Below are 14,317 nucleotides of genomic sequence, written 5' to 3'. Positions count from 1 at the left end.
GGCTCATGCCGGGAAGGTCAACGGCTCCGTTGACCCGGCGTTGGCTCGGATGTTAGACAGCAGTAAGCGACATACGCAATGACCGTTGCATCATTTGCAACGGCCTTCTTACGAGGAGGCTCCATGGCCGCCGACAGCGCCGTCAACGCCGTAGCCCGGCTCAGGGATCTGGATCTCGAGCGGGTCGACCACCGCTTCAAGGGGCTGCCCCCGGACGCGGACGGCATGACCGTCGGCGAGCTCGCGGCCGAGCGCCGCAACCTCTTCACCGGTGGCTTCACGACCCCGGTCCTCGCCCTCTCCGCCGAGCGCCTGGAGCACAACCTCGCGCTCATGGAGACATACGCCACGCGCCACGGCCTGGCCTTCGCGCCGCACGGCAAGACGTCGATGGCGCCGCAGCTCTTCCACCGCCAGATCGAGCACGGCGCGTGGGGCATCACCCTCGCCGTCCCGCACCAGGTGCGGATCGCGCGCGCCTTCGGCATCCAGCGGATCTTCCTCGCGAACGAGCTCGTCGACGCGGCGGCCCTGCGCTGGCTCGCGGGCGAACTCGACCGGGACCCCGGCTTCCGCTTCATCTGTTACGTCGACTCGGTGCGCGCCGTCGAGCTGATGGACGCCGCCCTCGCCGAGGCCGGGGCCACGCGGCCGGTCGACCTGGTCGTGGAGCTGGGCGCGGGCGACGGCGCGCGCACGGGCGTGCGGACCGAGGCCGAGTGCTTCGACATCGCGAACGCCGTCGCCGCGGCGGACACGCTGCGCCTGGTCGGGATCGCCGGTTACGAGGGCGAGGTGCCGGACGCGTCGCCCGAGACCGTGGGCGCCTGGCTGCGCCGCCTGACCGCGCTGCTCGTCGATTTCGACAAGGCGAACCGCTTCGCGGACCTGGACCAGATCGTGGTCAGCGCGGGCGGCAGCGCCTGGTTCGACGCGGTGGCCGAGGTCTTCGCCGAACTGCCCGAACTCTCCGCTCCTGTACTGAAGTTGCTGCGCTCGGGCGCGTACGTGTCGCACGACGACGGCCACTACAAGCACCTCACGCCGTTCAACCGGGTCCCCGAGGAGGGCGCTCTGCACCCGGCGTTCCGGCTGTGGGCGCAGGTCGTCTCGCGCCCGACGGCGGAGCAGGCGTTCACGAACGCGGGCAAGCGCGACGCGGCGTACGACCTTGACCTGCCCGAGGCGCAGGTCGTGCGGGACGCCCGTACGGGCGAGGTGCGCGAGGCCACCGGTGTGACGGTGACGGGGCTTTCCGACCAGCACGGCTGGGTGCGTACGGAGGGGGGCGAGGACCTGGCGGTGGGCGACTGGCTCGGCATGGGCCTGTCGCACCCGTGCACGTCGTTCGACAAGTGGCAGCTGATTCCTCTCGTCGAGGCGGACGGCACGGTGCGGGACTTCGTCCGGACGTTCTTCTAAGCGCCGTAGGCCATCGGGTCGTGGTCTTCTGCGGCTCCGGTGGGGGTTGTTCGCGCCCCGCGGCGGAGCCGCTGATGTCACAGCCCCGCGCCCCTGAAATGCACGCCCTGCGGGCGGCATTTCCCCGATGAAGGCTGAGCGGGCGAAGCCGCAAGCCTTCAGGGGCGCGGGGAACTGCGCGACCAGCCACAACGCACCCGCACCCGAACACCCGCACCAAGAGAGGCACCCCCATGGACCTGGTCATCCGCGACGCACGCGTCATCGACGGCACCGGAGGTGCCTCCTATCGCGCCGACGTCGGCGTCCAGGACGGCCGCGTCACCACGATCCACCGGGAAGGAGACGCGGGCCCCCGCCCTTCCGCCCGGAGAACGCTGGAAGCGCACGGCCTCGCCCTGTCCCCCGGCTTCATCGACATGCACGCCCACAGCGACCTGGCACTGCTGCGCGACCCGGACCACAGCGCGAAGGCCGCGCAGGGCGTCACGCTCGAAGTCCTCGGCCAGGACGGCCTCTCGTACGCGCCTGTGGACGACCGCACGCTCGCGGAGGTCCGCCGCGCGATCACCGGCTGGAACGGTGGTGCGCCCGGGGACACGTCCATCGACTTCGACTGGCGCACGGTCGGCGAGTACCTGGACCGCCTCGACCGCGGCATCGCGGTCAACGCCGCGTACCTGATCCCCCAGGGCACCGTACGGATGTACGCGGTCGGCTGGGACGACCGGGACGCGACGCCCGAGGAGCTCGACCGCATGCGGCAGCTCGTCGCCGAGGGCATGGAACAGGGCGCCGTCGGCATGTCGTCCGGCCTCACCTACACGCCCGGCATGTACGCGAAGGACGCCGAACTCACCGAGCTGTGCCGGGTCGTGGCCTCGTACGACGGTTACTACTGCCCGCACCACCGCTCGTACGGCGCCGGGGCGCTCGACGCGTACCGGGAGATGGTGGAGCTCACCCGGGAGGCGGGCTGCCCCCTCCATCTCGCGCACGCCACCATGAACTTCGGCGTGAACAAGGGCAAGGCACCCGACCTGATCTCCCTGCTCGACACGGCGCTCGCGGACGGCGCCGACATCTCGCTCGACACGTACCCGTACACGCCCGGCAGCACGACGCTCGTCGCGATGCTGCCGAGCTGGGCCAGTGAGGGCGGCCCCGACGAGATCATGAAGCGGCTGCAGGACGACGCGACCGCGGAGAAGATCCGGCACCACATGGAGGTCATCGGGGCGGACGGCTGCCACGGTGTGCCCATCGAGTGGGACGCGATCGAGATCTCCGGTGTGTCCGACCCGGGGCTCGCGTCCTGCGTCGGCAGGACGGTCCAGGAGTCGGCCGACCTGCGCGGCGAGGCGCCGTGGGTGACCGCGCGCCGTCTGCTCATCAACGACAAGCTGGGCTCGACGATCCTCCAGCACGTCGGCCACGAGGACAACGTCCGGGCGATCATGCAGCACCCCGTGCACACGGGCGGCAGCGACGGCATCCTCCAGGGCTTCAAGCCGCACCCGCGCGCGTACGGCACATTCCCGCACTACCTCGGCCGGTACGCGCGCGAGCTCGGCATCATGTCGCTGGAGGAGACGGTCGCCCACCTCACGTCCCGCCCCGCGGCGCGCCTGCGCCTGGCCGACCGCGGCCTGGTCCGCGAGGGCTACCGTGCCGACCTGGTCCTCTTCGACCCGGAGACGGTCGCTGCGGGCTCCACCTTCGAGGCCCCGCGCACCCTTCCCCTGGGCATCCCGCACGTCCTGATCGACGGGAAGTTCGTGATCGAGGACGGGCACCGCACGGATGTCATCGCGGGGCGGTCGGTCCGCAGGACGGCGTAACCGCCCCGGACGTCCTGGCCGGGCGCGGACCCCCGCGCCCACCCGCTACGACGCCCGCCCGCGCCGCCCCACGTGTCCGAAAACACGGAGCGCCCCGCGACAGCCGCCCGTAAGCTCACGGACATGCAGGTGATCCAGTCGACGAAGCTCTCCAATGTCTGTTACGAGATCCGGGGCCCGGTGCTCGAGGAGGCGATGCGTCTGGAGAGAGCGGGCCACCGCATCCTCAAGCTCAACACCGGCAACCCGGCCGCCTTCGGCTTCGAGTGCCCGCCCGAGATCCTCGAGGACATGCTCCGCAACCTCGGTGACGCGCACGGCTACGGGGACGCGAAGGGCCTGCTCGCGGCCCGCCGCGCGGTGATGATGCACTACCAGACCCTGGGCGTGGAGACGGACGTCGAGAACGTCTTCATCGGCAACGGCGTCTCCGAGCTGATCGTGATGGCGATGCAGGGCCTGCTCGACGACGGGGACGAGGTCCTCGTCCCGGCGCCGGACTACCCCCTGTGGACGGCCGCGGTCTCCCTCTCCGGCGGCACCGCCGTGCACTACCGCTGCGACGAGCAGTCCGACTGGATGCCCGATCTCGCCGACGTGGAGCGGAAGATCACCGACCGCACCAAGGCGATCGTGATCATCAACCCGAACAACCCGACGGGCGCCGTCTACAGCGACGACATGCTGCGCGGCCTCACCGACATCGCCCGCCGCCACAACCTCCTGGTCTGCTCGGACGAGATCTACGACAAGATCCTCTACGACGGGGCGACGCACACGCCGACCGCCGCCATCGCCCCGGACCTGCTGACCCTCACCTTCAACGGCATGTCGAAGGCGTACCGGGTGGCCGGCTACCGCGTGGGCTGGATGGCGATCTCCGGACCGCGCGCGCACGCCGACTCGTACATCGAGGGCCTCACGATCCTGGCGAACATGCGCCTGTGCGCGAACATGCCCGGCCAGCACGGCGTCGTCGCGGCGCTCACCGGACGCCAGACGATCAACGACCTGGTGCTCCCCGGCGGCCGCCTGATGGAGCAGCGGGACACCGCGTACGAGCTGCTGACGCAGATCCCGGGCGTGACGTGCGTGAAGCCGAAGGGCGCGCTGTACCTCTTCCCGCGGCTCGACCCGAAGGTGTTCAAGGTCAAGGACGACCGGCAGATGGTCCTCGACCTGCTGCGCGCCGAGAAGATCATGGTCGTGCACGGTACGGGGTTCAACTGGCCGGAGCCGGATCACTTCCGGGTGGTCACGCTGCCGACGGTCGGCCAGCTCACGGAGGCCGTGACCCGCATCAGCCGCTTCCTGGACGGCTACAGCCAGCCCTGACGGCCGCCTGTCCCTCTTTCGGGTACAAGACTCAACTTTAGACTGAATCTAAGCTAGGATGGCCTTCAAGCTACCCGCCTGGAGGCCATCCCATGTACGAGCCGATCCGCACGGGGCCTTCCCGCAGGTCCGTCTGTGCCATGGCCGACCCCGGCGACTTTCCGCACCGCTCCCGCGAGGAGGAGCTCGACATCCAGCTCGCGGGGCACCTGGCCGCCCTGCTCGCCCTCACGGACGAGCTGCGCGCCCTCGCCCCCGACCCGGATCTCGACGCCGCGGCCGACGACCTCGCGCACCAGGTCGCCCGGCTGCGCGGAGGCCTGCCGCCGGCCCGCGCGTCCGTGGCCGACGCCGGCCAGGAGCCCCACATCGCCGCCCTGCACCAGCGCGCGCACGCCCTCGCGGGCCGCGCCCTGGTCGTAGCGGCGTCCCGCGCCGACACGGCCGCAGCGATCCTCGCCGCGCGCCGCATGGAGGCGCACGCCGCGGCCGGTCAGCCGGTCGCCTCCTGACGGCGGTTGACGCGCCACCCTCGAGGCCGCGCGTCAACCGCCCACCAACGGCACACACAGTGACAGGGCCCCGCACGCCGTTGTGCGGGCCCTGTCACCTGTCGTGCTCCGAGGGGCGTCAGCCCAGGCGCTTCACCAGCGCCCGGTACTCGTCCCACAGCTCCTTCGGCGTGTGGTCACCGAAGGTGTTGAGGTGCTCGGGGATCAGAGAGGCCTCGTCGCGCCACACCTCCTTGTCGACCGTCAGCAGGAAGTCGAGGTCGGAGTCGGCCAGTTCGAGGCCGTCCGTGTCGAGGGAGTCACGCGCCGGCAGGATGCCGATCGGCGACTCGACGCCCTCGGCCTTGCCCTCCAGCCGCTCGACGATCCACTTCAGGACGCGGCTGTTCTCACCGAAACCGGGCCACACGAACTTGCCCGCGTCGTTCTTGCGGAACCAGTTCACGTAGTAGATCTTCGGCAGCTTCGCCTGGTCCTTGCCCTTGGCCACATCGACCCAGTGGGCCATGTAGTCGCCCATGTTGTAGCCGCAGAACGGGAGCATCGCGAACGGGTCGCGGCGCAGCTCGCCGACCTTGCCCTCGGCGGCCGCGGTCTTCTCGGAGGCGACGTTCGCTCCGAGGAACACGCCGTGGTTCCAGTCGAAGGACTCGGTCACCAGCGGCACGGCGGAGGCCCGGCGGCCGCCGAAGAGGATCGCCGAGATCGGCACGCCCTTCGGGTCCTCCCACTCGGGCGCGATGATCGGGCACTGCGAGGCGGGGGTGGTGAAGCGCGCGTTCGGGTGCGCGGCGGGACGGTATCCATCTTCTGTCTGGGCGGACTCGGGAGTCCAGTCGTTGCCCTTCCAGTCGATGAGGTGGGCGGGAGTCTCCTCCGTCATGCCCTCCCACCAGACGTCGTTGTCGTCGGTGAGCGCGACGTTCGTGAAGACGGAGTTGCCCCACAGCGTCTTCATGGCGTTGGCGTTGGTGTGCTCGCCGGTGCCGGGCGCAACGCCGAAGAAGCCGGCCTCGGGGTTGATCGCGTAGAGGCGGCCGTCCTCGCCGAACCGCATCCAGGCGATGTCGTCGCCGATGGTCTCGACGGTCCAGCCGGAGATCGTGGGCTCCAGCATGGCGAGGTTGGTCTTGCCGCACGCGCTCGGGAAGGCGGCGGCGACGTACTTCGACTCACCGTGCGGCGGGGTCAGCTTGAGGATGAGCATGTGCTCGGCGAGCCAGCCCTCGTCGCGCGCCATCACGGACGCGATGCGCAGGGCGTAGCACTTCTTGCCGAGCAGAGCGTTGCCGCCGTAGCCGGAGCCGTACGACCAGATTTCGCGGCTCTCCGGGAAGTGCGAGATGTACTTGGTGGAGTTGCAGGGCCACGGCACGTCCTGCTGGCCCTCCTCCAGCGGCGCGCCCAGCGTGTGGACGGCCTTCACGAAGAAGCCGTCGGTGCCGAGCTCCTCGAGGACGGGCCGGCCCATGCGCGTCATGGTGCGCATCGAAACGGCGACGTACGCGGAGTCGGTGATCTCGACGCCGATCGCGGAGAGCTCCGAGCCGAGCGGGCCCATGCAGAACGGGACGACGTACATCGTCCGGCCCTTCATCGAGCCGCGGAAGATGCCGCCGTTGCCCTTGTCGCCCTGGAAGATCTCGCGCATCTCCGCGGGGGCTTTCCAATGGTTGGTGGGGCCCGCGTCCTGCTCCTTCTCGGAGCAGATGAACGTCCGGTCCTCGACGCGCGCGACGTCGGTCGGGTCGGAGGCGGCGTAGTACGAGTTCGGGCGCTTGATCGGGTCGAGCTTCTTGAACGTTCCCTTGTCGACCAGTTCCTCGGCGAGGCGCTCGTACTCGGCCTCTGACCCGTCGCACCAGACCACACGGTCCGGCTGCGTCAGTTCAGCGATCTCGTTGACCCACGAGATCAGTTCCTGGTGCTTGGTGGGGACATTGCCCAAAGAAACGGGAGCCGCGATGTCGCGCGCCACGATTGCTCCTAAATGAGGGGTTTTGGTGTTGTTGCCCCTTGGGGGCTGCGACCCGGATGCTTCACGTGTTGATCCCTCTGGCGCTCATCCGGTGCCGACCGCACTCATATGATCATCCGACGCGGGCGCCCATATGTCCAGAGGGCCTCACAGCTGAGCGAAGTGAGGATCGCCACTCGTATGCGTCACTGATCGTCACTCGTATTCGTTACTTACGGCCCCGTAGGTACGATGCGGCACATGACTGCCGCCACGCCATCCGAAGTGACCGCGACAGAGCCCGTTCCGGTGAAACCCCGGCTGCGCGGCTGGCTGCACGCGGGGATGTTCCCCGCAGTCGTCGTCTCCGGCCTGGTGCTGACCGCGCTCGCGGACTCCACCCGCGGCCGGATCGCCTGCGGGATCTATGTCCTTACAGCCTGCCTGCTCTTCGGCGTGAGCGCGCTCTATCACCGGGGCAACTGGGGCCCGCGCGCGGACGGCGTGCTGCGCCGCCTCGACCACGCGAACATCTTCCTGATCATCGCGGGCACCTACACGCCGCTCACGATGCTGCTGCTCCCCGAGGCCAAGGGCCAGTGGCTGCTGTGGGGCATCTGGGCCGCCGCCGCGGCCGGCATCGTCTTCCGCGTCTTCTGGGTCGGCGCCCCCCGCTGGCTCTACACCCCCTGCTACATCGCGATGGGCTGGGCGGCCGTCTTCTTCCTGCCCGACTTCCTGCACGCGGGCGGCACGGCCGTGCTCGTCTGCGTGATCGTCGGCGGGCTTCTCTACAGCGCGGGCGGCGTGATCTACGGGATCAAGCGCCCGAACCCGTCACCGCGCTGGTTCGGCTTCCACGAGGTCTTCCACTCGCTCACGCTCGCGGCGTTCGTCGTGCACTACGTCGGCATCTCGCTGGTGGCGTACCAGCACGCCTGATCTCGCCTTTCATCCTTCTGGCCGCGGCTTCCGAGCCGCGGCCATTTTTTTGACTGCCACCAAGCGGGAATCGGCGCAGGACATTCGTCGGCAGCGCCACGTCGGCGAACGCCGCGTACGTCCACGGGATGGGCGTGGTGCTGCTCGTCGTGGGCGTCGCGTCGCTGGTCACCGCCCTGCTGGCGGCCGCCCTGCTCCCCCGTACCGCGCCGTCCGCCGACGTGGCCCCGGCCCCCGGTGATGCCCGAGAATGAGCCCCATGGCCGCCTCCGCACGCTCCACCCCCGCCGCCGACCACCCCGGGATGGGCCTACGCGAACGCAAGAAGCTCAAGACCCGCGTGGCGATCCGGGACGCGACGTACCGCCTGATCACCGAGCAGGGGTACGACGCGACGACGGTCGAGCAGATCGCAGAGGCCGCCGAGGTGTCACCGTCCACGGTGTTCCGGTACTTCCCCACCAAGGAAGACATCGTCCTCACGGACGAGTACGACGCGATGCTGGAGGCCGAGCTGCGTGCTCGGCCCGTGGACGAGTCGATCGTCGACTCCCTGAAGCATGTGATCGCGCAAGCCGTGCACCTCGGGTTCGACGACGATCCCGAGGTGTCACGGCTGCGGACCAGGCTCCAGGTCGAGGTGCCCGCGGTGCGCTCCCGGATGATGGAGTCCATGTCCGTCACCGGGCAGCTGCTGTGCCGGGTGATCGGCGAGCGCACCGGCCGCGACGCGGACGGTCTGGAGGTCCGCGTCTACGCGATGGCGCTGGTCGGCGCGCTGATGGAGACCACGCTGTACTGGGCCGAGCACGGCCACCGGGAAGAGCTGCGCGACCTGCTGGACCGGACGCTGGAGACGTTCAGGAACGGTCTGTAGGGGCCGGACCCCTGGCACCCGGCAGGGCCCGACGGCGTCCGGCGCGTTTCAGTCCTGCAGCTTCGCCGCGAGCTCCTGGGCGTCGGTGACGGGGGCGTCGCAGGTGAAGTTGCGGCACACGTACGCGGCCGGGCGGCCGTCGACGAGCGGACGGTCCGCCAGCAACGGCAGTTCGCCGGAGCCCGCTTCGCCCACCGCGACAACCGCGCCCGGCGCCGTGCCGAGCAGCGCCGCGCGGTGAAGTTCGCCGCCGGTCTCGCCTACGACGGCGACCTCCTTCGGCCCGTCGAGCAGCGCCTCCGCGACGGCGAGCCCGTGCCCGATGAAACGCGGGGCACGCGGCCCGAGCGCCCGCACCACACCCAACGCACGCTCGGCGGCGGTGCGATGGGGCTCCGAACCGGTCTGAGCCGCGTACGAGAGCAGCGCGCCCGCCGCCGCGCTCCAGCCCGAGGGCGTGGCGTTGTCGGTCGGGTCCTGCGGCCTGCGGATCAGCTGCTCCGCGTCCGCCGCCGTGTCGTACAGCGCGCCGGACTCCGCGTCGGTGAACTGGTCGAGGACGTGGTCGAGGAGGAACCCGGCGAACTCCAGCCAGACCCCCTCGCCCGTCACGGACGCCAGCGTGAGGAAGCCCTCGGCGACATCCGCGTAGTCCTCGAGGACGCCGGCGTTCGCGCCGGCCCGGCCGTCCTTGCTGGTACGGGCGATGCGCGCCCGCGCGTCCATGTGGAGCCGTACGAGCAGGTCGGCGGCGGCGAGCGCGGCCTGCACCAGGTCCGGCCGGTCGAAGTACGCGCCGGTCTCCGCGAGCGCGGCGATCGCCAGGCCGTTCCATGCGGCGACGACCTTGTCGTCCCGCCCGGGGGCCGGCCGCTCGGCGCGCGCGGCGAACAGCCTGCGCCGGATGTCCTCGACCCGCGCGGCATCGAACTCTGCTTCTTGTTGCGGGAGTTGGAGGACGGAGGAGCCCTCCTCGAAGGTGCCCTGCTGCGTCACGCCGAAGTACTGGGCGGCCAGCTCGGCGTCCGCGTCGCCGAGCACCTCGCGCAGCTGCCCGGGCGTCCACACATAGAACGCGCCCTCGACGTGGCGGCCCTCGGCGTCCTCGCTGTCCGCGTCCAGCGCGGACGCGAACCCGCCCTCGTTCGTCCGCAGCTCCCGCACCATGAAGTCCGCGGTCTCCAGAGCTACGCGCCGGGCCTGCTCGGACCCAGTGGCCCGCCACAGATGCGCGTACGCGCGGCACAACAGGGCGTTATCAAAGAGCATCTTCTCGAAGTGCGGCACGACCCACTCGCGGTCGACGGCGTAGCGCGCGAAGCCGCCGCCCAGCTGGTCGTAGATCCCGCCGCGCGCCATCCGCTCGCAGGTGTCGTCGGCCATCTGGAGCGCGCCCTCGGCGCCGGTGCGGGCGTAGTGGCGCAGCAGGAACTCGATCACCATCGACGGCGGGAACTTGGGGGCGCCGCCGAATCCGCCGTTCGCCGCGTCGTACTCGCGGGTCAGGCCGAGCAGCGCCTGCGCGAGCTCGCCCTCGCCGGGGATCTGCGTGTCCCCGTACGGCAGCTCGCGCCCGGCCAGATCGCCCACGATCTTCGCGGCGACCTCGGCGACCTCGTCCTTGCGCTCGGCCCACGCCTGCGCCACGCCCTCCAGGATCTGCGGGAAGGACGCCATTCCGTGCCGCGGCTCGGGCGGGAAGTAGGTGCCGAAGTAGAACGGCTCGGCTTCGGGCGTGAGGAACACGGTCATGGGCCAGCCGCCCTGGCCGGTGGCGGCCTGCACGGCCTCCATGTAGACGGCGTCGACGTCGGGGCGCTCCTCGCGGTCGACCTTGATGCTGACGAAGCGGTCGTTCATGAGGGCGGCGGTCGCCTCGTCCTCGAAGGACTCGTGCGCCATGACGTGGCACCAGTGGCAGCTGGAGTATCCGACGCTGAGCAGCACCGGGACCCCGCGCCGCCGCGCCTCCTCGAAGGCGTCGGCCGACCAGGGCCACCAGTCGACGGGGTTGTCGGCATGCTGGAGAAGGTAGGGGGACGTCTCATGGGCCAGTCGGTTCGGCATGCGCCCCATCCTCGCGCACGCCGGTCGCCGATCGGCCCTTTGATCCCCGGCCTCTCGCGCCGCGACCCCATACGCAGCACACTTGACGCGGAACCGTTGCCGCCGGAGGGGGACCTGAGATGCGAGACAGCCATCGGGCGGAAGCCGAGGGGCTGTTGGCCCGGGCCGTGGAGGAGGAAGTACGGCGTTCGGGCGGGCGTACGGACGGCGGGGTACTGCTGTCCCGTGCGCGCGGTGCGCTCGACGCCATGGCGGAGACCGCGGCCGAGGAGTACACGCAGTTCACACACGCCCTGGACGAGGCCGAGGCCGGGCAGATGTCGTTCGGGCAGCGCTTCACCCAGGAGCGGGGATCTACTCCCCTGCTGGTCACGGCCGTTGCCGCGGTCGGGGCCTGCCTGGCCGACCTGCTGCTCGGTACGGGCGCGGGGACCGCGGTCGGCGCGGGCGCGGCCGTCGCCGTACTGGGCGCCGCCACGACCGTCGCGAAGGTGACGGCCTCTCATGTGCCCGCCGCGAGCCGCCGCGCCGGGGCGAGGAGCCAGCCGGGCGGACCCGAACAGCTGAGACTGCAGTGGCTGACGGCGCTCGACGTGCGGGGGATCCGGCCGTTCCTCGATCAGCAGCGCGTCCTCGCCGCGACCGCGGGGACCGGCGCGAAGAAGCCGACGCCGCAGTTGCGCCGTACCGACAAAAGCGCGGCGGCCAGGCGGCGCAACGTACTGGAGCAGTCGTTCGGCCAACTCCCGGAGCCGGACGGCCCGTTCGCGGGCCGCAGGGCGCAGATGCAGCGCATCGCCCAGTGGGTACACGCGGCGCGCGCGAGCACCGAGACCCGGCCCACCGTCGTCGTGCTGCACGGCGCGCCCGGCTCCGGCCGCACGACGCTCGCGGTGCGGGCGGCGCACGAGCTGCGCGACCAGTTCCGCGGCGCGTGCGTCGTGGACCTGCGGGGTGACGCGCCCGAGGCCCCGCTGTCGACCCGGGACGCGCTGCTCCATCTGCTGAACCGGCTCGGCGCGCCGCGCGAGCAGCTGCTCTTCCGGGAGCGTTCCTCGCAGGACCAGCAGGAGCGGCGCCTGAGCGAGCTGTACCACCAGCATCTGACGGGGCTTGCGGTCACGATCGTCCTGGACGACGCGAACGACGCGGAGCAGGTGCGCACGCTGATCCCCGAGCGGTCCGACAGCCTCGTCCTGGTGACGGCGCGCAAGCCGCTCGACCTGCCGGCGGACGTCCCGGCGTGGGTGCACCAGGTGCCGGTGGACGCGCTGGACGCGGCGGGCTCGGAGGAGCTGCTGCGCGAGTCCGCGGAGGACGACTCGGGGCCCTATGACTCCGAATCATCGGACACAGTAAGGGAGCTGTGCGGTGGCCTGCCGCTGGCGCTGCGCATCGCGGGCTCCGCGATCGGGCCGCGTACGACGCGCGCACTGGCGTCCGACCTGGGCGCGTACGGGCCCGTGGAGCCGGTCGAGCGGGTGCTGTGGCTGCGCTACACCGACCAGCCGGAGGCGTCCCGACGGCTGCTGCGGCGGCTCGCGCTGGCCGGGCGGGCCTCGCTCGGTGCGGCCGCGGCGGCCGCACTCCTCGCGACGGACGAGTCGGAGGCCTCCCGCCATCTGACGGCGCTGTCACGCGCCGGGCTGATCGACCACGTGCGGGGAAGCCGGTACCGGCTGCACGACCTCGTCCGCTCCTTCGCGCAGGCCCGCCTCCTCGACGAGGAGGAACCGGCCGAGCGGACGGCCGCTCAGGAACGCCTCATCCAGAGCTACGCGGAGCTCGCGGACTCGGTGATCCGGCTCGTCGACGGCAAGATGTCGACGCGCGCCGGCCAGGTCGGCCCGCACGGCTTCACCTCGCTGGACGCCGCGCTGCGCTGGCTCGACGACGAGTCCAGCTTCATCACGGCGACGCTGCGTGGCGCGGAGGGCGTCGACCAGGCGGCCGTACTCAATCTGCTCGGCGCCCTGTGCGACTACTGCCTGCTGCGCGGCGACCTCTACCGACTCGGCGAGATCAGCGAGCTCACCCAGGCCGTCGACCAGGGGCTTCTCATGCGCTCGGTCCAGTGGCGCACGGGTATCGCGGCGCGCCAGCTCGGCGAGCTCGACAAGGCGCGTACGACGCTGGCGTCCGTGGTGGACCTCTACTTCGAGGCGCACCACAACGCGGGCGCGGCCCGCGCCCTGTGTTCGCTGGGCATCACGCTGCACCACCAGGGCCAGCTCAAGGAGGCGGCGGCGAAGCTCCGCGAGGCCCTCGACCTCCAGATCACGGAGGAGACGGCGGGCGACCGGGGCTGGACGCTGCATGCGCTCGCCGCGGTGCAGCGCGACCGGGCCCACGTACAAGAGGCGCTCGATCTGCTGACCTCGGCGCTGGCCCTGCACCGCGAGAACGAGTCCGTGCACGGCGAGGCGTGGGCGCACTTCCAGCTGGGGCAGCTGTGCCTGCGGATGGGCGACATGCCGGGCGCGGAGGGTGAACTGCGCGCCGCCCTCGACCTGTACAGCCGTACGCGCGACAGCCGCGGCGAGGCGTGGGCGCTCACGCAGCTGGCACGGGTGCGCCTGGTGGACGGCGATGCGTCGGCGGCCGTCGACGGACTGCGCCAGGCCGCCTCGCGCCACCGCGACAACGAGGACGCGCGCGGCGAGGCCTGGACGCTCTACTACCTGGGCCAGGCCCTGGAGGAGAGCGGCAACCTCGACCAGGCGGTACGCGAGCTGGAGCGCTCCCGCACGATGTTCTCGCGGATGCGCGACGTGTACGGGCTCGCCTGCGCCCGCCACCACTCGGCCCGGGTCACGCGTGACCAGCGCGCCGCGCAGACGGGCTCGCTGCGCAACTCCGGGTTCGCGCGCCAGCTCCTGGTCGACGCCCGCGCCGACTTCCAGCGCATCGGCGTCGCGCACGGCGAGGGGTGGACGTGCCTGGAACTGGCGGTGGTGGACGCGGGCAACGGGCGCGCGGCCCAGGCCCTGGCCCTGTGCGAGGAGGCGGCGGCGCTGTTCGCGTCGTACGGCGACCGCCGCGGCGAGGACTGGGCGATCTTCCTGCGGTGCACGCTGCTGCCGTACGCGTCCCCGGGCGGCTCGGAGATCGGCACGGCCGTGGCGCAGGAAGAGCTGTCCCAGCTCGCCCGCGCCACCCACGCCGGCCGGGACGCCAAGCTCGACGACTACGTGGAGGCCTACCAGCTCCTCCTGGAACGCGGCGCGGACCTGGAGGCAGGCTGGCAGGCCTGGCGCCTCGGCATGGTCCCCAAGCGCCACACCCGCGACGTGATGGGCGTGGAGGTGGGAGCGGGGCGCTGAGGGGCACGGCACTGCGGGGCGGTGCGTGACGCGAGCCTGCT

At 71.2% G+C, this 14,317-nt stretch carries 10 protein-coding genes; 8 read left to right on the top strand and 2 right to left on the bottom strand.

Annotated features, from left to right (window positions below; translation table 11 throughout):
• The first annotated feature begins 123 nt into the window (after positions 1 to 123).
• The 4 genes from ACY0PA_RS26685 (at position 124) to ACY0PA_RS26670 (ending at position 5,110) form a co-directional block, all read left to right on the top strand.
• Positions 124 to 1,422, top strand: a complete 1,299-nt coding sequence (locus ACY0PA_RS26685) for an amino acid deaminase (RefSeq protein WP_473080144.1) — start codon at positions 124 to 126, stop codon at positions 1,420 to 1,422.
• Between the two features lie 233 nt (positions 1,423 to 1,655).
• Positions 1,656 to 3,263, top strand: coding sequence for an N-acyl-D-amino-acid deacylase family protein (locus ACY0PA_RS26680; protein WP_473080143.1), 1,608 nt, complete (start codon positions 1,656 to 1,658; stop codon positions 3,261 to 3,263).
• Positions 3,264 to 3,386: 123 nt separating this feature from the next.
• Positions 3,387 to 4,598, top strand: coding sequence for a pyridoxal phosphate-dependent aminotransferase (locus ACY0PA_RS26675; RefSeq protein ID WP_473080142.1), 1,212 nt, complete (start codon positions 3,387 to 3,389; stop codon positions 4,596 to 4,598).
• Positions 4,599 to 4,690: 92 nt separating this feature from the next.
• Positions 4,691 to 5,110 carry an SCO4983 family protein gene (locus ACY0PA_RS26670; protein ID WP_473080141.1) on the top strand — a complete coding sequence of 140 codons (420 nt, stop codon included), beginning with the start codon at positions 4,691 to 4,693 and terminating at the stop codon, positions 5,108 to 5,110.
• Positions 5,111 to 5,228: 118 nt separating this feature from the next.
• Here ACY0PA_RS26670 and ACY0PA_RS26665 read toward each other — a convergent pair whose 3' ends face one another.
• Positions 5,229 to 7,088, bottom strand: a complete 1,860-nt coding sequence (locus ACY0PA_RS26665) for a phosphoenolpyruvate carboxykinase (GTP) (protein ID WP_473080140.1) — start codon at positions 7,086 to 7,088, stop codon at positions 5,229 to 5,231.
• A gap of 231 nt (positions 7,089 to 7,319) precedes the next feature.
• On the opposite strand from ACY0PA_RS26665, the gene trhA reads away from it, so the two are divergent.
• The 3 genes from trhA to ACY0PA_RS26650 all read left to right on the top strand — a co-directional run bounded on the left by trhA (position 7,320) and on the right by ACY0PA_RS26650 (position 8,886).
• A complete protein-coding gene (gene trhA / locus ACY0PA_RS26660) occupies positions 7,320 to 8,009 on the top strand; it encodes a PAQR family membrane homeostasis protein TrhA (RefSeq protein WP_384265736.1) in 690 nt (229 codons plus the stop codon).
• Between the two features lie 128 nt (positions 8,010 to 8,137).
• Positions 8,138 to 8,263 carry a hypothetical protein gene (locus tag ACY0PA_RS26655; protein ID WP_473080139.1) on the top strand — a complete coding sequence of 42 codons (126 nt, stop codon included), beginning with the start codon at positions 8,138 to 8,140 and terminating at the stop codon, positions 8,261 to 8,263.
• Positions 8,264 to 8,268: 5 nt separating this feature from the next.
• The gene (locus ACY0PA_RS26650) at positions 8,269 to 8,886 is read left to right on the top strand and encodes a TetR/AcrR family transcriptional regulator (protein WP_473080138.1); all 618 of its coding nucleotides are present in this window, start codon (positions 8,269 to 8,271) and stop codon (positions 8,884 to 8,886) included.
• Between the two features lie 48 nt (positions 8,887 to 8,934).
• Here the strand turns inward: ACY0PA_RS26650 and ACY0PA_RS26645 are convergent, their stop codons facing one another.
• Positions 8,935 to 10,953: a thioredoxin domain-containing protein gene (locus ACY0PA_RS26645; protein WP_473080137.1), complete on the bottom strand. Its 2,019-nt coding sequence runs from the start codon at positions 10,951 to 10,953 to the stop codon at positions 8,935 to 8,937.
• Positions 10,954 to 11,072: 119 nt separating this feature from the next.
• Here ACY0PA_RS26645 and ACY0PA_RS26640 point away from each other — a divergent pair, with 119 nt between their 5' ends.
• On the top strand, positions 11,073 to 14,276 hold the full coding sequence (locus ACY0PA_RS26640) for an AAA family ATPase (RefSeq protein WP_473080136.1): 3,204 nt from the start codon (positions 11,073 to 11,075) through the stop codon (positions 14,274 to 14,276).
• Positions 14,277 to 14,317: the final 41 nt, after the last annotated feature.

This window comes from Streptomyces sp. DS1-CR2 (genome assembly GCF_055760475.1).
The sequence above is the reverse complement of the archived record's forward strand: the minus strand, read 5'-3'. Positions and strand labels throughout refer to the sequence as shown.

Bases quoted from the DNA above. Each gene is read 5' to 3' on its own strand.
- ACY0PA_RS26650 (WP_473080138.1), top strand. From the start codon at position 8,269: ATGGCCGCCTCCGCACGCTCCACCCCCGCCGCCGACCACCCCGGGATG.
- ACY0PA_RS26645 (WP_473080137.1), bottom strand. From the start codon at position 10,953: ATGCCGAACCGACTGGCCCATGAGACGTCCCCCTACCTTCTCCAGCAT.
- ACY0PA_RS26685 (WP_473080144.1), top strand. From the start codon at position 124: ATGGCCGCCGACAGCGCCGTCAACGCCGTAGCCCGGCTCAGGGATCTG.
- ACY0PA_RS26670 (WP_473080141.1), top strand. From the start codon at position 4,691: ATGTACGAGCCGATCCGCACGGGGCCTTCCCGCAGGTCCGTCTGTGCC.
- ACY0PA_RS26675 (WP_473080142.1), top strand. From the start codon at position 3,387: ATGCAGGTGATCCAGTCGACGAAGCTCTCCAATGTCTGTTACGAGATC.
- ACY0PA_RS26680 (WP_473080143.1), top strand. From the start codon at position 1,656: ATGGACCTGGTCATCCGCGACGCACGCGTCATCGACGGCACCGGAGGT.
- ACY0PA_RS26640 (WP_473080136.1), top strand. From the start codon at position 11,073: ATGCGAGACAGCCATCGGGCGGAAGCCGAGGGGCTGTTGGCCCGGGCC.
- ACY0PA_RS26655 (WP_473080139.1), top strand. From the start codon at position 8,138: ATGGGCGTGGTGCTGCTCGTCGTGGGCGTCGCGTCGCTGGTCACCGCC.
- trhA (WP_384265736.1), top strand. From the start codon at position 7,320: ATGCGGCACATGACTGCCGCCACGCCATCCGAAGTGACCGCGACAGAG.